The following is an 18,363-nucleotide window of genomic DNA, read 5'->3' as shown; positions in this document are numbered from 1 at the left end:
TATCTCCTTTCTGTCAATTATTTGTAGGGGACCTGGAACCGATTGAGCGGCTTTTTCAAATTCAGATGATCACGTAGCGTATCTCCCTCGTAATCCAGGCGATAAAGCCCTCTTTCTTGCAAAATCGGGATGACCTTGTCGACAAACACTTCCAAGCCCTGCGGGAGAATCGGAGCGATGAACATGAATCCATCTGCCGCCTTTTGGGTAAACCATTTTTCCATGTTGTCTGCTATTTGTTCAGGCGTTCCGATCCATTCCTGATTGCTGCCTCCTTCGAGCAGCGCATACAACTGTCGCAAGGTCGGATTCTTTTGGCGGATCAGCTCTATCATCCATTCGAAATGACTCTGGATGCCATTCTCTTCTGGAAAAATGACCTCCGCAGCTGGCGTATCCAGCGAATACTTGCTGAAATCGACTTTGCCCAAATACCCCGACAAAAATCGCAAGCCCTGCTCCGGCAGCAATAAGTCATGCAACTGCTCATAAATCGCCTCTGCCTCTTCCTTTGTTTCCGCAATAATCGGGGATATGCCTTGCAAAATGTGGAGTTCATCTGGCGTGCGACCGTAATCAGGCAGCCTCTTTTTCAGGCTGTGATAAAAATGCTTGGCACGCTCAAAATCCTTGACGTGTGAAAAGACGACTTCAGCTGTTCGCGCTGCCAGTCGTTGTCCTGGCTCTGACGCTCCTGCTTGCACGATGACGGGCTGTCCTTGCTTGGACCTGCCGATATTAAGCGGTCCTTGGACAGTGTAATGTTGACCTTTGTAATGAATTCGGTGCAATTTTTCCGGATCAAAAAACACACCCGTCGCTTTGTCTTGCACAAATGCATCGTCTTCCCACGAATCCCACAAGCCGGAAACGACATCGATAAATTCTTCTGCTTGCACATAGCGCTGATCGTGTGGTACATGGGACGTTCGGCTGAAGTTGCGCCCCGTTTCTCCTGTTGCATCGCCCGTAGTGACCATATTCCAGCCTGCGCGTCCATTGCTGATATGATCGACAGAAGCGAACAGGCGAGCAAGATTGTAAGGCTCGTGGTAAGTGGTGGATGCAGTTGCGACGAGACCGATTTTGGACGTAGCGCCAGCGAGGGCTGCCAACAACGTAATCGGTTCAAAACGATTGAGAATATTCGGATGCGAATCTTCGTTCACTGCCAAGCTATCTGCAATAAATGCGATGTCAAACTTCCCGCGCTCTGCTGTTTGGGCCAGCTGCTTGTAATATTCGATGTCGATACTCGCATTTCTTTTCGCTGTCGGTAACCGCCATGACGCTACATGTATGCCCGTACCAACTAAATAAGCGGATAAGTGAATTTGTCGCTTTCCCATCAGCTCTTCTCCCATTCGTTCGCGTTATGGCTTACTCTTAAACGCTTGTTTAAAATCGATTAGTTCCTCGACCGTTACTTGCGTCGGGATGTAGTTTCCTTTATACGTCTCCGTGATAAAATCAGATACGGCTTTGGACTGGTAGATTGCCACCAGTTTTTTTACGTCCTCCCTCTTTGCATTTTCTTTTGTCGTCGCAATCACGTTGATGTATGGCTTCGCCGTTTTGCTTTCGTGAAACACAGCGTCTTTTAATAGAAAACCAGCCTCTACTGCTACCCCGTTATTAATAATGGAGGCTGCCACATCCTTCATGACACGAGGCGTCGTTGCACTATCGACGGGGACAATTTCTAGCTGTTTGGGATTCGCCTTGATCTTATCCGCCCCGCCGAATCCGTCGAAATTGTCCACAACTTGAATCAGTCCAGCCTCTTGAAGCAGCAGCAAGGCACGTCCCCAGTTGGAGTCATCGTTCGGTACAGCTATCTTTGCGCCGTCGGGTATTTCTTCCACTTTTTTAAACTTATCCGAGTAGATCCCGAGGGGCGCAATGATCGTGGAACCGACCGGCACGATTTGCGAGTTGTTTTTCGTGTTGAATTGATCTAAAAAAGCGACGTGCTGAAAGGCATTGGCGTCGATTTCCCCCTCGAGCAGGACGGTATTCGGATTGACATTCGCGTTAAATTGAACCAGTTCAATTTGCAATCCTTCTTTTGCTGCCTGTTCCTTCACAAAGTCCCACGTACGGCTTTCTGACCCGCGAATGCCGATTTTCAGCTCCCTCTGTGGCTCTGTTTTTCCGCAACCGACTGCGAGCATGGCTATCAAGGCAAATAGTAGAGTAAGCGCCACTTTTTTCATCGATGTTCTCTCCTGTCTCTTCTATTGCTTAGTTCCGGCGAATTTTACGGGCCAGCACGTTGCCGAATGATTGAATCCCTTGGACGAGCACGACGAGGATGACGACGGTCGCAACAATTGTCACGGTGCTGAACCGCTGATATCCGTATGTAATCGCCAAATCTCCAATCCCTCCGCCACCGATTGCACCAGCCATGGCTGTAGCTCCGATTAAGCCGATGGTAGCTGTCGTGATACTGAGAATCATTGACCCGAGTGTTTCCGGGATGAGAAAGCGGAAAATGATCTGCAACGGCGTCGCCCCCATTGCTTCCGCGGCTTCGATGATCCCTGCATTTACTTCCAGCAAGGAGTTTTCCACCAATCGAGCGATGTAAGGTCCGCTGTAGATGACGAGCGGCACAATTGCCGCTGTCGTGCCGATAGAGGTCCCGACAATCAGCCTGGTCAATGGGATGATCGCCACCAGTAAAATGATAAAAGGAACCGAACGAAGGACGTTAATGATCGGATTCAAGATCGAAAAGATCAACGGGTTCTCTAAAATGTGGCCCTTGCGCGTGACCACGAGCAAAATGCCGAGCGGAAGGCCAATTAATGTCGCAAACACCAGCGATACGCTCACCATGTAAATCGTTTCGTATACCGCTTGGATGACTTGGTCGGATGTGACTTCCATCGTTATGAAATCTCCTTTACCGTCACGTTTTGTTGCAGGATGTATTGATACGCGCGGGCAATTTCACGTTCACTGCCCTGCAATTCGACAATCAAGTTGCCAAATGGCACTCCTTGCAGCTCTGTGATGTTTCCGAATAGGACATTGACGTCACTGGCAAAGCGTTTCGCTACTTGCGAGAGCATCGGCTGACCAGAGCTTTCTCCGATGAAACGAATATGGAGGATCTTGGATTTTCCTTGATTCGCTTCAAGAAGCTTGTGAACGCTGGCTGGAATGTCGTCACGGATAACTGATTTGACAAATTGGCGAGCCGTCTCTGTCTGAGGATTCGCAAATACATCCAAGACATTTCCTTGTTCCACGACAGCGCCTTGCTCCATAACCGCAACTCGGTTGCATACCTCTTTGATGACATTCATTTCATGGGTAATCATGAGAATGGTGACGTTGTACTCCTCGTTAACTCTTGTGAGCAATTCTAATATGGATGCAGTCGTTTGCGGGTCCAATGCCGAGGTTGCTTCGTCGCTCAGTAAAATCGACGGGTTGGTCGCCAGTGCACGTGCGATCCCGACGCGCTGTTTTTGTCCGCCAGATAGCTGGTTGGGATAGCTCTGCGCTTTTTCTGTTAATCCTACAAACGACAGGAGCTCGCCTACGCGTTCTTGGATTTCCTTTTGCGAAGTGGTTCCGAGCCGCATCGGCATGGCTACATTGTCAAAAACGGTCTTCGTGGAGAGCAGATTGAACTGCTGAAAGATCATGCCGATGTTTTTCTTCAGGCTCCGCAAATGTTTGACAGACAAAACAGACAAGTCATTCCCGTCGACAATCACTCTGCCGGATGTCGGCTGCTCCAATCGATTGACCGTGCGGAGCAACGTGCTTTTGCCAGCGCCGCTTAAGCCGATCACACCGAAAATGTCGCCCTTGTGTACGTTCAACGTGACACCTTTTAATGCCTCAATGGTTGCGCCGCCACTTTCGTATGATTTATGAACTTCGTAAAACTCAATCATGCGCTCGATCGGTTCAACCTTTTTTCCATTGGACGGAAGAGATGTACGTGTCTCCTCCCTAATCGCTTGCACTCTCCCCATGTTGATTCCCCCTAGCCAACTGACAATCGCGATTGTAACTGATCGAGCTCTGTATGAAGAAAAGCCTCATATGTGCCGTCTCCACCGATTTCCACGACCGGAACCAGACGTGTGCCGTATTTGATTTCCAGCACATCGCGGAGCACGTCTTTCCCTTCTACATCAATCCATTCAAAAGGGTGTTCATTTGCTTGTAAAACAGCCTTGACGTCTGTACAAAACGAGCACCCGCTTCTTCCCCATACAATCACTTTTTGTTTGGCTGACATGAACTACTCCTCCTTCTTCCGGCTTCCGGCGCGATCCAAAAACAAAAAGACCCCCTACCCATTGGCAGGAAGTCTCCAGTTGTCTGGTCGACATTATTTATTCACATCGGATTACTTGGGATAATATCATCCACAACTTTGCCACGTCAACAGCTATTTTCCGCAGCTTCATGACCAACATAGACTGAAATAGTCATTGACAAGGTAATGGGTTCCCGATAAAATCCTAGCAAATAACTATGAAATTAGCCGACTGGTCATCCAGAGGCCCCCTTTGTACATGAAAACGTACGATCAGGGGGCCTCTATTTCTTTTACGAATAGGAGCGAAGAACATGCCGCTAAAACTAAGCATTCTCGATCAAAGTCCCATACAAGAAGGTGAAACGGCAACCGAGGCTTTTTTGCATACCATTTCCTTGGTCAAGAAGGCGGAAGAGCTCGGCTATCACCGCTTTTGGGTGTCTGAGCATCACGATTTAGATCATGTGGTCGGCTCATCTCCAGAGGTGCTCATCTCCCATTTGCTCGCGAAAACAAAACGTATCCGCATCGGTTCCGGTGGCGTGATGCTGCAACACTACAGCCCGTATAAAGTAGCAGAAAATTTCCATGTACTGGCTTCCTTAGCACCCGGTCGCGTCGATCTCGGTATTGGCAGAGCTCCCGGCGGACTTCCATTATCGACAAAAGCACTGCAACAGGAGGCCACAGGAACAAACCGAACCCTTGGAGAAAAACTCGAAGAACTCGAGCACTTTCTCCATGACGAGATAGCGCCTGCGCATTCCCTTTATGGATTGAAAGTCATCCCGACGCCCCCTCAGCCTGCCGATTTATTCTTATTGGGTACGAGTATCGAAAGCGCAGAATTAGCTGCTTCCCGAGGCATTCCGTACGTATTTGCCCTGTTTATCAACCAAGATGAGACGGTGAGTCAAGCGGCCATTGATGCCTATCGAAAGCAGTTTCGTTCAGGCAGAATCGCCAATCCGCAAGCGCTCCTTGCCCTTTCCGTCATCGTAGCCGATTCCGAAGAAGAAGCCGCTCAATTAGCAAAGGAAAGCAAAGTCGCCAAAATCCATTTGCAAAGTGGAAAAACTGTAACCGTCACCAGTCTGAAAAAGGCGGAAGAATTCGGGCTTCAATCCGTCGAACCGTATACCATTGAGGTAAAGGAAGCGAATGTCATTCACGGAACAAAAGATACTGTACGAGAAAAGCTTTTCGCCATCCAAAATCAATACGGCATCGAAGAGGTAATCATTACGGCACCTATCAATGACTTTCAAAAACGGCTGCTGTCGTATGAGCGATTGCGAGAAGCATTTTCTGAACTGACTGTTTCCTGATTTGTGCCAGACGGATTGCAAGATGAATTTATCAAAGCTGACCCGCTTGTGAGATGTGGCGGGTCAGCTTTTTTCCTATCCTTCCCTTTTATCCCACTCCTCTAGCGTCATCATTTTGAAGGCTTCCTCAAAATCAATTCGTAAGGGTGCGATGAATTCCAGTAAGTTGCCGTCAGGATCTTCGAAGTAAATAGCAGCGTGAGCTTGGGGGTTATTCGGCAAGACAAGCGGCTGCTTTTCTGATGGGAAACCGAAGCTAGTTGTTACCTCTATCCCCTTCTGTTCCAACCACTTCTTCGCTTCATCCATATCTTTGCGATCAATTTGCAAGGCAACATGACGTAACGAAACGTGATAAGGAGTATCTACCCGATCTGTCTCCCATAACCCTAACCAACTGCACCCTTTTTCAATCCAAAAGAAAGCAATGGTAGGAGTCTGATGGGCGAGTTCCAAATCCAGCTGTTTGTAAAACTCAATGGATCTGGCGAGATTTTTGACTGGTAAATGTGCTTCGTACAGCCCTTTTATCATACATGACATCCCTCTTCTTATTTATAAACATTAATATATCATATGTATGTTAATGTGAACAATTCTGTAAAGTCCCAAAAAAAAGTTTGCAAAGGAATTGCAACCCCTGACCTGACAACTCATTCAATCGTATGCTGTTCTTTCGCGTATCGGTTCACCGGGACAGCAAGCCCCAGATTCCCGCGTAATGTGTCTGCTTCATAATCAGAGCGATAAATCCCCCTCTCTTGCAAAAGGGGCACGACCAAATCAACAAAATCGTCCAACCCTTGCGGCACGACGGAGTGGACAATAAATCCGTCGGCGGCTTGTTTTTCAAACCACAACTGAATCTGGTCCGCTACCATCGTGGGCGTTCCAATAAAATCACCGGAAGGCGTCGCCGTTTGCAAGGCAACCTGTCGCAATGTCCAGTTGTTCGCTTTCGCACTCTGCTTGATTTTGTCAGTCGTGCTCCGAAAGCTGTTACTGCCGATCTCACCCAAATCCGGGAATGGTTCATCCAAATCATTCAATGCATGTTCGATACTGACAAGATTGGCGATCTCCTCGTGCTTTTTCATCGCCTCTTCTTTTGTTCTGCCGACAATTGGGCGTATCCCTGGAAATAGTAAGATGGAATCCGGTGAACGTCCATACTTTGCTGCTCGCGCTTTTACATCCAGATAGAAGCTAGCTGCCTCTTCCAGAGTTTCAGCGCCAGTAAACACGGCATCTGCTGATTTGGCCGCCAATGTCTTGCCGCTTTCAGAAGAACCTGCCTGAAAAATAACGGGATGTCTTTGTTGGGAACGAGCGATATTTAATGGACCCTGCACGGAAAAGTGCTCCCCTCGATGATTCAATCGATGCATTTTTTCCGAATGGAAAAAGATACCCGCGTCCTTATCGCGAATGAATGCATCATCTTCCCACGAATCCCACAGCCCCTTGACTACTTCCAAGTACTCCTCCGCCATTCGGTAACGCCGTTGATGGGAAGGATGCTCCTTTTTCCCATAGTTCAGCGCCGAGCCTTCCAAAGGTGAGGTCACGACATTCCACCCAGCCCTGCCGCTACTGATATGATCCAAAGACGCCAATTGCCTGGCTATGGTAAAAGGCTCGCTGTACGAGGTAGACACGGTGCCTACCAAGCCGATTCGTGAGGTGACGGCTCCTAATGCCGATAAAATCGTAAGTGGCTCGAAGCGGTTTAAAAAATGCGGGAGTGACTTTTCATTGATATACAATCCATCTGCAATGAAGACGAAATCGAACTTCCCTGATTCGGCTTTCTGTGCTTGCTGCACATAAAACCCGAGATTGACGCTGGCATCGGCCAATGCTTTCGGGTGCCGCCACGCTCCCATATTACCTCCGACTCCATGAATCATCGTCCCTAGCTTCAACGTTCTCGTGCTTCCCATGGTTCGTTCCTCCTTTGTGAAAAAAACAAAAAGGCCCCTGTAAATTACAGGAGCCTTTGGTTGACCAATCAGCCACGAATCGTTGTAGACTAGATTATGATAATAAATCCGATGTGTCAACTAGGAATTAAACTTCTCACTTTCCCATCGCTTTCATGATTTCTTCAATCCCGTCTATTTTCGCAAGAGCCATCGGTCCAGGTAGCGAAGGGTCTGCCAATTCATAGACCCGGTTGTTTTTGACGGCGTTCAAGCTATTCCAGACGTTGCTTCCTTTCAAGGCCTCTTTCACGCCGCCTTGGATCGGCGCTTGCCAATTATTGATCACGAATAGATGGTCTGGATTTAGTTGAGCGAGGCTCTCCAATGAGAGCTGCCCATTTTCATTGGCCCCTTCTGTTCGTTTCAAACCAAGACCATCATAAAACGGATCAAAACGTCCATCGTTCCAGGTAACGAACTGCTCTTTTCCTCTGTACATGACGAACATGACCGACTCCTGACTGCGAAAAGCGAGCTGTTCTTTGTATGCCGCAGACTTGCGATCAAACTCAGCTAGCACGTTCGCAGCTTTCTCCTCTTTTCCAATAATAACTGCTAATTGTTGAAGGGTTTCACGCCAATCCCCAGCCTGAGGCAAGATGACAGTCGGTGCAATTTGCGATAGTTTTTCGTATTGGTCGCGCATGTCATCAGCGGCAATGATGATATCAGGCTGAACTGCCAGTAGCTTCTCCAGATCGACCTCCATCCCCAGATCGATGATGTTTTTATCCGCCACTCGTTTATTGAGACTGGGGAAATTCGTCGTAATGGTCGATACACCTTGGGCGGCAATCGGATACGCATCCAAGACAGCCAAGTAGTCAACAAAAGCAATGTATGGCGTCGCGATTTTTATTGGTTTTTCCTGAATGACGGTTTCACCGGATAGGTGGGGGATCGTCCGTGGAAAAACATCCACGCTATTACCAGGCGTTGAGTCTTGATGTCCCGCTTGTTGGTTCGTAGCTGGTGCACTGGTATGTTGGCTCGATACTCCGCCGCATCCTGTTACCATCAGGACCACCATGATCGTAAGGGTCATAAAAATAGTACCGTGTCGCTGCATACTCCGTCGTCTCTCCTTTTTGAGTCTCTCCTACCTAACACATAATATAAATGAGATTCGTTATCAATACCCCAAATGATACTACGGGTCGGTACTCCACACTACCTGTAGACGGAATAGTTTGCTGGTTATCGGGATACTAGACCTACCTGTTAGAAGAACGTCTCACAAAAACGCTAGGGTTGACACCATATTTTTCACGGAACGCTTCCGCAAAGTAACTCGTATTCGTATATCCGATGGCACTCGAGGTTTCCGTCACATTCATTTCGCCTTGTTGAAGTAAATACAAGGCTTTTTCCAACCTCTTTTCTCGTAAGTAGCCAAAAACGGTTGTGCCAAACATTGCTTTAAAACCTGCCTTCAGCTTGAAGTCGTTTAACCCAATCATCCGGGACAGCTCAGGTAATGAAGGCGGTTCCGCCATGTATTCCATCATGATCTCCCTTGCTTGCCTGATCTTTTCTTTGTCTGTTTTCGATAAGGGAACAGACGCCGTTTCGCTATCAAGCAGAAAGGATTGAAACGCCATCGAAAGCAGCCCCAATATGCCAGTTTCCAGCTCAATCTTTTTCGTTCCCGTGTTAGCGACGGACTGCATCACACGTTGGAGTACAACAGAAGAAGCAGGAGACAGCTTCTCCTGAAAGATACGGAACGATTGTTTTCCGAGAATTTGGGTGAATTCAATGGAACGCTCTCCATTCGACTCCTCCATGAAATGATGGAAAGTCGACACCGGGATACCGATACCAAGCATATGGAACGGCTCATTTCCACTGTATTCAAACCTCGCTTCCACTTCTGACATAAATTGCAGCGAGCAAAGTCCTGGCAGCAATTGGTGCTCTTTTCCTTGTACGCAAATCCCTCTTTCCCCTTTTAAACAAAAATTAAGCTCTACCATAGGGCTTTTCGTAGAAAGAGAGAGGCTCTGTTGTCGGTAAAATGTATAGTCGGATACAGCAACTTCCATATCATACCGCGGAAGAAACCGATGAACATACCCTTCCCCCATCTCTGGATGCAGGGTCATATGTGTTTTCTGATCCACATTTTGCATTTCCAAATTCATTCTATCGAAAAAAAGATGAAAGTTTTCTTGAATGTCTGTCGAACTCAACTCTGTCCACCTCACCGGCTGTACAAAATGCATATGATAATCATTCTCAAATTATAGCGGATCGAGGAAAGTTTTACTATGATAATGGGAAGAGTCGCACATTTCAGCAAGAGAGGTGATGTTCCAATGCTAGATTTAGCAAGTCCTGTTTGGGGAAAGCTACAAGGTCCATATGGTTTTTCCGATCGTGTCCCTGCGCTCATCCAGCATATTCAGCATGACTATTTTTCCGAAGAAAAAGAAGAGTTGTATTGGGAGCTTCTGTATCATCAAAATACGATTTATCCATGTACATATGCTGCGGTCCCCTATTTAGTAGAGATCGCGTTGAAAACACAAAGGCCTGACATTTTGTTGGATATCTTTGTGACCTGTGGGATTTTCGAAGCGAATAACCCCAATGGGCTACATGTAGACTTGCCTTTGGAGTTTTTACGAGATCAAACCCAATTAGAGCCAGACACTATCCAAGAGATTTACCGTGAATATCATCGTGCCATTCGATCCTTGAGCAAGCTGACTGAATCACTCTTTCAATCGGTACAATCGGAAGAACAGGCTGGAGAAAAGCGCTACGTATTAGCGGCGGACGCTGCCTTTCGAGGTGATAAAGACATTGCTAGTATGCTTCTCACCTATTCGGAGGGAGATGAATATGTGATCGTCTGTCCAACCTGCGATACTTCTATTTATTTATGGCCGGACGAGGAGAAGAATTGCTTGTATGCATACGAGGAAGACCCGGTATCTCACGGCATAGCCAATCCAATCGCCATCAATCCAAACAGTCACACGTCTACACAGAACACTCGGTATCAGGCGTTGTATCAGCGGGTATGCGAAATCGGTGAACCTATGCTGTTTGCCCACCTTCCCTATCTTTCAGGAGAAATGAACTGTTGTTCGTGTAACTCACCGATGTTGATTTGGACAGAGTTACTTAGTGAATTCTAGACTGACCTGATAGATAAAGCAGCGGCGATCTAAGACCTGAAAATATAGTCTTAGACTCACCGCTGTTTTGATTGGACTATTCATTCAAATGATAGATTAGTTGCACAACGCCAGAAGAGAACGTTCTTGTTTTCACCATTTTTAAATTCAACCTCTGTTTTCTATCCATAAACAACGGTTTTCCTTCTCCCAAAATAACAGGGTGAACAGATAATCTATATTCATCAACAAGTCCTAAATTAATAAAAGTTGTAATAAGACTTGCTCCGCCATATAGCCAGATGTCTTTACCAGGCTTATTTTTTAATTTATTTACTTCTTCAAGAATATGATCATTTATGAATATTGCTTTATGATCAGTCCCTTTTTGCGTCTTGGAAAACACGTATTTTTCTTTACTATGAATGATTTCCCACATTTCTTTTTCAGTATTCGAATGTTCATCTTCTGGAGTGAATTGTCCCCATAAATCATAACTTTTTCTTCCATATAAAATCGTATCAATTTGATTTAAGAAATCAATAAACCCCATCTCAGAGTTCATGATGCACCAATCAACTTCCCCATTTTTCCCTTCAATAAAACCATCTACAGTAACTGCTAAATCTAAAATGATTCTTCGTTTCACGATTTTCACTCCTTTCGTTGATCTACCTCCCATAATAGACCGTTAAATATGTCACCTTGTGTCATATTAGTAACAGAAAGGGTTTCAACTAGAGGAAGTTAGCGGGTTTATGTGTGTTTTACACTAGCTGATATCAGTAACATCTGCCAGCGTGCCTTTGGTTGCGCGTAGTAAATTATCGGGAGTTAGCTCGATTTGCACTCCAATGTTTCCGCCACTGACAATAATCGTATCAAGCGCTTCCGCTTTTTGATCAATCACTGTCGGAAACAATTTCTTCATCCCAACTGGCGAACATCCGCCACGAATATAGCCAGATACCTTGGTAATCTCCTTCACGGGAATCATCTCGATTTTCTTCTCTCCAACAGCTTTCGCCGCTTTTTTGAGATCAAGCTCAGCTTCAACCGGAATGACAAACACATAATACGATTTGCTCGTCCCTTGCGAAACCAATGTTTTATAGACAACGTTCTGTTCGCGACCGATCTTTTGGGCGACAGCGATCCCGTCGATTTTCCCATCATCAGTTGCATACGTCAGCATGGTGTATGCGATTTTTTCCTTGTCCAATATCCGCATCGCATTCGTTTTTCCTTGCTTCACAACATTCCACCTCCACTTCACACTGGTCAACAAAATATAATCTATCTTAGGGGATGACGTTCTACTTTTCAACCAAAAAACGCCACTGACACAAGCATGTCAGCGGCGCCTCTTCTTATTGAATCGTTACATCGTCAATCTCGATATGGCCGGCAGGGCTAATCCATACACCCTGTACATTCTTTTGAATCGCCGCCAGGTTCTCGGAGAATCGGAACGGAATGAGCGGAGCTTCGTTCATTTCAATTTGTTGTGCTTTCTCATAGAGTTGCTTCCGTTTTTCCGAGTCTGTTTCTCTACGTCCTTCATCGATCAGCTTGTCCACTTCCGGATTGTTGTAGAAGGAATGATTTCCTGGTGCGCCATGTGCTTTTGAGTGATACAGGTTTGCTTGGTTGTAATCGGCATCGCCTGTAGCATTCCCCCAGCCACTCATGAACAGGTCTGTCTCCCCTTTGGATGCTGCCTCAATATATGCCCCGAATTCCATGACATCCAGTTGCAAATCGATGCCGATCGGCTTCAGTTGCTGTTGCAGTACTTCCGCTACGCTAATCCGCGCCTTATTGTCATTCAAGGCAATTTTTGCTTTGAATCCGTTCGGATAACCCGCTTCTGCGAGCAATTGCTTCGCTTTCTCGATATCATACGGAATGTCTTTTACATTCGGGCTGTATCCAACCATTGACGGTGAAATCGAGGAGTTTGCAGGTGTTCCCACGCTGTTGTAAACGCCTTCAATAATGGTCTTCTTGTCGATAGCATGGGCAATGGCTTGGCGGACACGCACATCGTCAAATGGCTTTTTCTTCGTATTCAATCCGATGTGATCGACAGAGAAGCCAGCGTATCGTCCCAGCTGCATCGACGGAGAATTTTGCACGCGATCGATGTCCGTCACAGGCAAGTTCTCCGCAACTTGTGCTTCACCAGTTTCAACCATTGCCAGGCGAGTCGTGTCTTCCGATACGGTTTTGAAGACGACTTTATCCAGATTTGGTGTACCGCCATAGTAATTATCGTTTCTCACGAGAACAACTTCTTGGCCAGGCGTCCATTTTTCGAATTTGTACGGGCCCGTACCAGTTGGATTCTTGCTCAAATCTTTTCCATATTGTTCAATGGCTTTCGGGCTGATGATGCTTCCCTCTGCACTCGCTAAAACGGACAAGAGTGGTGCGTACGGGTAATTCAGGAGAAACTGTACGGTGTACTCATCTACCACTTTCACTTCTTTGATTGCTTCAAACATGTTAATCCTGCTGGAGCCAACGGCAGGGTCCTGAACGCGAGCGATCGTTGCCTTTACCGCTTCCGCATTGAAAGGTGCGCCATCATGGAACGTCACGCCTTGACGCAGCTTGAACTCCCACGTCAAGTCATCGAGCTGCTTCCACTCACTTGCCAGGGATGGGACGTATTTGCTTTCTTTATCCATGCGGACAAGCCCTTCGTATACTTTGTGATGAACGATGGCTGCCGAAGGGATTTGGGACAGGAAATGCGGGTCGAGGTTGTTCGCATCGGACAGACGAGCGATGACGAGGGTTCCTCCTGTTTTGCCAGCTTCCGCGGTACCCCCTGCTTGTCCACCGCTCGTGGACGCGTCCTGCCCCGACGAACACCCTGCCAAAGCCGCAGATACCGCGATTGTCATGGCAATCAGCGTGTGATAAAAGCTCTTCTTTTTCATCTGTGTTCCCCCATTCTTGTTGCAAAAGTTTTAGCATTCAAACATATTTTATTTTAGATAATATTCTGTAATTATTTTTTCAGTTTGTTTACCTTTATTTTCAGTTTCTTTACAAGTTTATATATAAACAAACAACTCTCTCCTATGGCAGCGAGAGAGTTGTTCAAAGACTATCTGACAAATTCACTTTTTAACAGACCATACAGGTATTCATCATAGTAACGGCCGTTCGTATCAATCATATTCCGAAGCTTGCCCTCCAGTTGAAAGCCGAGATGTTCATGCAATCGTTTCGATCTTTCGTTAAAAGCAAAAACATGTGCCGTTACTTTCTCATAACGCAGCTCGTGAAAAAAATATCGTGCCTACCAGTTCTCCATTCAAGGTTTCAATCGCAAGCCGCATATTGTCTCCGTCAGGAACTCTTGCTGCTTGCTGCTCTGTCCACGATCTCGCTCCGGCTTCTGATCTCGGAAAATAAATGGCATCAGATGCTCTTGCTATCTCCGGATCTTGATCATTTTCGTGAAACTTCGGCCAATCCTCGGCCACTACGGCGCGTAATCTGACCATCTTCCCTTCCCACAGGTTGATACAATCGACTACGAGGATTCTAGCTTTACCCTATTTCTTCTGTGTGCTCACCAGCCAATCAGCTAGCTCCTCTGTTTGCGATAAGGTTGCAATCGGATCGAAATACCAAGATTTATCTTTTTTCCAGATGTACACCCTATTATTTTTTACAGCATCGAGGGTTCCCCAAATAGGGTCAGCCTGCAGTTCGGACAAGGTTCGGTCTTCGGATGTCAGGATGATATAATCGCCAGCAAAAGTAGGCAGAACCTCGCTCGATACTTCAATGGACTGTTGCTCCATAATCTCTTTGGCTACCGCTGCAGGTGGCTTGTATCCTAGCGCTGAATAAACGGCTTGTCCACCTCTTCCAAAATTATCCCCAAACACGCCTGTGTTCTTTCCCCAATCCTGCATGATAGAGAACGTAGCGTCAGCAGGCACTACCTTTGCAACCTTTTCTCGGGCACTGGCGATACGCTGATCGTACTCAGCCAACCAAGCTGCCGCCTCTTTTTCTTTCCCCAACAGGTTTCCTACAAAGGCAATCTCTTCATGCACGTTTTTCAATTCGCCAAAGGGAACAACTACCGTAGGCGCTATTTTTTTATACTGCTCATAGGCTGCTTCGTTTCCCGTGACGATTAAGTCTGGTTGTAGCTCAAGCATTTTTTCCAGCGAGATGTTTTCGTACTCCCCGATATTCTCTACGCCAGCCAAAGCCTCTGCGAAGTACGGATTTTTTAGATTCAGCTCTGGAGTTCCAATTGGTTTTACATTCAAAGCAATGAAGCTTCCCAAATACAGATCGACGATAATTCGCTTCGGTTCTGCCGGGACCTCGATTTCCCCTTTTATGGTCGAAATTTTTCGGGTCAGGCTGTTGTTTTCGACTGTATCCGTTTGTTGAACGGCTTGCCCGACTCCCGTAGTGCTGGTTGTAGTAGAGCTCGTGGTGCATGCACTCAATACGAGTGCAAAGCAAAACAACAAGGTAGCCACCATGGGCACTTTGCGACTGTACATGGATGAATCTTCCTCTCCATCATAACGATAACGATTCTCATAATCATCATTACTATACCGTCGGGTACCCGTCATAACAATGGACAATCCACGCGATCTGTATGGACGATTTTCCGTATTCAGCTCCCGTGCACCTCGCTGTCTGAAGTGTCCGGGTGAAGTTCCCGTCAGCTTTTTAAAGATTCGCGTAAAGTACAACCTGTCCGTATAGCCTATTTTTTCAGCAATATCTTGGATCGGTGCTTCCGTATGGAGCAATAGCTCCTTGGCCTTTTGAATTCTCACCTGGATCACGAAGTCAATTAAGCTGTTGCCCGTCTGTTTTTTAAAGACCCTGGATAAATTCTTGGCACTGTACCCAAAATGCTGCGCAAGTGAATCTAGCGTTAGTGGCTCTTGGTAGTGAGAATGTATATGGGAAATGACAAGCTCGACCACATCGGGCTTATCTGTATGGCCTGTTTGCTCATGCAATTGTCGCAAGATTTGATAAACGAAAAGGTGAAAAAGCGCCTTCACATGGAACTTTTGCAATTGGCTTGTGCATTGCCATTCCTCGTAAATCTGATGTACGAGGTCAAACATCTCCAATGGATTATCGGGCTTCAACTGATAGATTCGATGAAAAGCGCTTGCTTCTTCCCGTAGAATGACACGATCATTGCGCCATGGCCAAGGAAATGACACGACAGCCTTATACAAGATGAGATAATAAGAGAATTCTTCGGCGGTCAAATGAATGTCCAAGCGAGTACCCTTTCCCGCATGCAAGACCGAAAACGGTTTGACGTCAACATTCATTTCGTCCAAATAGATTTGAGCACTCCCCTTCGTGCTGTAAATAAACCCATTTGTCGGCAACCGATACGAAGCCAGTTTTTCGCCTCCATGTTGATACTGCTTACGAATATCTATTATTTTGATTGTGGCATAATTCCAGTATAGAGCGAAGTCTTCTAGCCTCATCTCTTCTATCCTCCATTTCCTTCTGGTTGCCCATCACTCACCTTTCTTCTATTTTATTGATAATCATTCTCACGGTCAAATAACACGTACAGTCCATAGAAAAAAGAGAGACTCTTCACGAATCTCTCTTCCTTTCCTGCACCCGTATTACGATGAACAAGTCAATGATTTTTCATCATATGGACGTACTGCACCACATACAAATATTGCTGCGTTAACGACTCCGCATCCGCTTTTACTTCCTGCAAATAGCGATTGCCCTCCACGCGTAGGTCTTCTATCAATGAGCCGAGGAAGCTCATATCGTATTCAGTCGCGAGATCTTGCAGCTTTTTCAGCTCCTGCAAATCTTGCTTGTCAAGTTTATGGATTCCTTTGAGTAACAAGCGTTCCTGCCACTCCGTCAGCTTTTCGGTAAAGGAATTTAACTCCTCCATATTCTTATGTCCACTTCCTCACCGTTATAAGTCCAATTTAAAGCTCGTCAGCGATTTGCCCTGCATGATGCTGATCGGATAAAGCCCATCTCCTATTTTTTGCACAAGCAAATACACATCGCGCAACTCTAGCAGTCGTTTGTTTTGTTCGAGATGACGTATATTGCGGGCGAATTCCCCCTGATAGGAGATGCTCAAATGGATGGTATGACATTGCTCGTCTTCGATCGTCAGAATCAACTGCTGCGTCTTCTGATCGAATTCGACTTGATTGAACTTCTTCGCTTTCAATACAAAAACCGAGTCCAACGCAGTTTCAAACATGTCTCCTGCTGCGTCCTTCCATTCACTGGACCAGTCGTGAACCAAAATCTTGCCGAGATCCAGCTCTTCGATATTGTCTCTGGGCACGATGGTTAGCCGAGTCTCTTCACTGGAAGACAAGCGTTGCTCCCGATTCGTCTTCGCCTGTGTCAGGATGACCTGTGAATGAGAGAGCTCTTCCATGGAGATCAACTCGCCCCAGGGCACCTTGCCTTTATAGCTGTCCTTAAAGGAAAAGGAAATGCCTTCATAATACACGGGGCGCGCTTCTGTATACGTGTAGATGCGTTGATCAGCAAGCGAATAAAAGTAATACGTAATCCCCTTGTACCCTGACCGCGTCTCCCATGGATTTGCTCCCAACGCATACAGACTTAACTGCGGAACCATATGGTACTTACTCTTGAAGCTGCCGAGCAGCTGTTTTTTCGCTTCGGTTTGATCGGTCTTCTCCAGGGCAAGCAAACCAAGATACACCCGGGAAAGTCGGTCGAGCAGCGCATCCGTTGAAAACTTGACATGACGCTGAAAAAATAAGTTCAGCTCACCATGAATGCCGCGAATATCCTTTTCCACGCGGGGAAGATTCCCGTTATGCGCGGCGATGGCTAGCAGCTCCAGTCGTGTACAAATCGTCTGGGATAGCTTCGCCAAGCCGATGCCAAGAATCTCTGCGATCAGAGCTTTGGCTTCCGCTACAACATCGGTATCATAGGTGACGTCGGTTACGGCTGCTTGTAACTGCTCGCGATCCTGTAGCTGATGCAGCGCCCGATAGCGCAAAATGACCTCCAGCTTGTGCAAGCAATTGCCTTTCGCCTTGCAGGAGCACATGCTCTTTGCGATCTCCGAATCACTGTCAAAAGATACGGATATATCTTGGGTGCGCAATGTCATGGTTAAAAAGGATGTTTCCACGACCTCCATCTCCTCGAAATAGTCGAGGCGAAACAGCACTTCTTCTATCTGCGCTGGTGTAAAAGCCTTGCTAATGTGAGCCGGCTGCAATTGCAAGAGCCAGCTAAAGTCAGGCTTGTAGGTCTCCAGCTTATCGTCAGCCTCTGCTCCTGCTTGCAAATGGTTTTGGGCATAGTAGACGATGGCGATGATGACATGCTTGCATATCTTGTCAGATGGACATGAGCAGGAAAAGCGATCCATATCCGCATGAAGTCGGCATACGCTGTCATCTGACAGCGCACACTCGACGTAATCATCTCGGAACTCGTAGGAAACGGTGAGCCCTTTTTCCATTTCCTTGATGGAGCGATTGTAAATTCCTTTGTTCGCGTATTTGACCAGATACTCTTCGTTGCACAGTGCGATAAACCGATGAAATTCCGATGTGAAATCCGCCATC

At 46.6% G+C, this 18,363-nt stretch carries 19 protein-coding genes; 2 read left to right on the top strand and 17 right to left on the bottom strand.

Annotated features, from left to right (window positions below):
* Positions 1–17 precede the first annotated feature (17 nt).
* The 5 genes from ACFYU8_RS02815 to ACFYU8_RS02795 form a co-directional block, all read right to left on the bottom strand.
* Entirely contained in the window at positions 18–1,352 is a 1,335-nt protein-coding gene (locus ACFYU8_RS02815) for an LLM class flavin-dependent oxidoreductase (protein WP_390297343.1), read from the bottom strand.
* 21 nt (positions 1,353–1,373) lie between these two features.
* The gene (locus tag ACFYU8_RS02810) at positions 1,374–2,216 is read right to left on the bottom strand and encodes a MetQ/NlpA family ABC transporter substrate-binding protein (protein ID WP_390296023.1); all 843 of its coding nucleotides are present in this window, start codon (positions 2,214–2,216) and stop codon (positions 1,374–1,376) included.
* A gap of 28 nt (positions 2,217–2,244) precedes the next feature.
* On the bottom strand, positions 2,245–2,895 hold the full coding sequence (locus ACFYU8_RS02805) for a methionine ABC transporter permease (protein WP_390296025.1): 651 nt from the start codon (positions 2,893–2,895) through the stop codon (positions 2,245–2,247).
* Between the two features lie 2 nt (positions 2,896–2,897).
* On the bottom strand, positions 2,898–3,917 hold the full coding sequence (locus ACFYU8_RS02800) for a methionine ABC transporter ATP-binding protein (protein ID WP_390297346.1): 1,020 nt from the start codon (positions 3,915–3,917) through the stop codon (positions 2,898–2,900).
* Between the two features lie 92 nt (positions 3,918–4,009).
* Entirely contained in the window at positions 4,010–4,267 is a 258-nt protein-coding gene (locus tag ACFYU8_RS02795; protein WP_390296027.1) for a glutaredoxin family protein, read from the bottom strand.
* Between the two features lie 335 nt (positions 4,268–4,602).
* Between ACFYU8_RS02795 and ACFYU8_RS02790 the strand changes: the two genes are divergently transcribed.
* Complete coding sequence (locus ACFYU8_RS02790; RefSeq protein WP_390296029.1) at positions 4,603–5,619, top strand: LLM class flavin-dependent oxidoreductase; 1,017 nt, start codon at positions 4,603–4,605, stop codon at positions 5,617–5,619.
* Between the two features lie 75 nt (positions 5,620–5,694).
* On the opposite strand, the gene ACFYU8_RS02785 is transcribed toward ACFYU8_RS02790, so the two are convergent.
* The 4 genes from ACFYU8_RS02785 to ACFYU8_RS02770 form a co-directional block, all read right to left on the bottom strand.
* Positions 5,695–6,153 carry a VOC family protein gene (locus ACFYU8_RS02785; protein WP_390296031.1) on the bottom strand — a complete coding sequence of 153 codons (459 nt, stop codon included), beginning with the start codon at positions 6,151–6,153 and terminating at the stop codon, positions 5,695–5,697.
* Between the two features lie 119 nt (positions 6,154–6,272).
* Positions 6,273–7,562 carry an LLM class flavin-dependent oxidoreductase gene (locus ACFYU8_RS02780; RefSeq protein WP_390296033.1) on the bottom strand — a complete coding sequence of 430 codons (1,290 nt, stop codon included), beginning with the start codon at positions 7,560–7,562 and terminating at the stop codon, positions 6,273–6,275.
* A gap of 136 nt (positions 7,563–7,698) precedes the next feature.
* Positions 7,699–8,673: an ABC transporter substrate-binding protein gene (locus tag ACFYU8_RS02775; RefSeq protein WP_390296035.1), complete on the bottom strand. Its 975-nt coding sequence runs from the start codon at positions 8,671–8,673 to the stop codon at positions 7,699–7,701.
* 145 nt (positions 8,674–8,818) lie between these two features.
* Positions 8,819–9,736 (bottom strand): AraC family transcriptional regulator, encoded by a 918-nt coding sequence (locus ACFYU8_RS02770; RefSeq protein WP_390297349.1) that lies wholly within the window; start codon positions 9,734–9,736, stop codon positions 8,819–8,821.
* Positions 9,737–9,922: 186 nt separating this feature from the next.
* On the opposite strand from ACFYU8_RS02770, the gene ACFYU8_RS02765 reads away from it, so the two are divergent.
* The gene (locus ACFYU8_RS02765) at positions 9,923–10,750 is read left to right on the top strand and encodes a hypothetical protein (protein ID WP_390296037.1); all 828 of its coding nucleotides are present in this window, start codon (positions 9,923–9,925) and stop codon (positions 10,748–10,750) included.
* 76 nt (positions 10,751–10,826) lie between these two features.
* On the opposite strand, the gene ACFYU8_RS02760 is transcribed toward ACFYU8_RS02765, so the two are convergent.
* The 8 genes from ACFYU8_RS02760 to ACFYU8_RS02725 all read right to left on the bottom strand — a co-directional run bounded on the left by ACFYU8_RS02760 (position 10,827) and on the right by ACFYU8_RS02725 (position 18,362).
* On the bottom strand, positions 10,827–11,378 hold the full coding sequence (locus ACFYU8_RS02760) for a dihydrofolate reductase family protein (protein WP_390296039.1): 552 nt from the start codon (positions 11,376–11,378) through the stop codon (positions 10,827–10,829).
* Positions 11,379–11,501: 123 nt separating this feature from the next.
* On the bottom strand, positions 11,502–11,984 hold the full coding sequence (gene ybaK, locus ACFYU8_RS02755; RefSeq protein ID WP_390296042.1) for a Cys-tRNA(Pro) deacylase: 483 nt from the start codon (positions 11,982–11,984) through the stop codon (positions 11,502–11,504).
* A gap of 115 nt (positions 11,985–12,099) precedes the next feature.
* Complete coding sequence (locus ACFYU8_RS02750; protein WP_390296043.1) at positions 12,100–13,677, bottom strand: glutathione ABC transporter substrate-binding protein; 1,578 nt, start codon at positions 13,675–13,677, stop codon at positions 12,100–12,102.
* Positions 13,678–13,847: 170 nt separating this feature from the next.
* The gene (locus tag ACFYU8_RS02745) at positions 13,848–14,021 is read right to left on the bottom strand and encodes a GNAT family N-acetyltransferase (RefSeq protein WP_390297353.1); all 174 of its coding nucleotides are present in this window, start codon (positions 14,019–14,021) and stop codon (positions 13,848–13,850) included.
* Positions 14,011–14,250 (bottom strand): GNAT family N-acetyltransferase, encoded by a 240-nt coding sequence (locus ACFYU8_RS02740; protein WP_390296045.1) that lies wholly within the window; start codon positions 14,248–14,250, stop codon positions 14,011–14,013. Before ACFYU8_RS02740 ends, ACFYU8_RS02745 begins: the two co-directional genes overlap by 11 nt.
* Before the next feature lie 51 nt (positions 14,251–14,301).
* Positions 14,302–16,242, bottom strand: coding sequence for an ABC transporter substrate-binding protein (locus ACFYU8_RS02735; RefSeq protein WP_390296047.1), 1,941 nt, complete (start codon positions 16,240–16,242; stop codon positions 14,302–14,304).
* 161 nt (positions 16,243–16,403) lie between these two features.
* Positions 16,404–16,679 carry a hypothetical protein gene (locus ACFYU8_RS02730; RefSeq protein WP_390296049.1) on the bottom strand — a complete coding sequence of 92 codons (276 nt, stop codon included), beginning with the start codon at positions 16,677–16,679 and terminating at the stop codon, positions 16,404–16,406.
* A 24-nt stretch (positions 16,680–16,703) separates the two neighbouring features.
* Complete coding sequence (locus ACFYU8_RS02725) at positions 16,704–18,362, bottom strand: hypothetical protein (RefSeq protein WP_390296051.1); 1,659 nt, start codon at positions 18,360–18,362, stop codon at positions 16,704–16,706.
* Position 18,363 lies beyond the last annotated feature (1 nt).

The organism is Brevibacillus sp. NPDC003359, assembly GCF_042878995.1.
Lineage (GTDB): Bacteria > Bacillota > Bacilli > Brevibacillales > Brevibacillaceae > Brevibacillus.
This window is presented reverse-complemented; position numbering and strand designations above follow the sequence as displayed.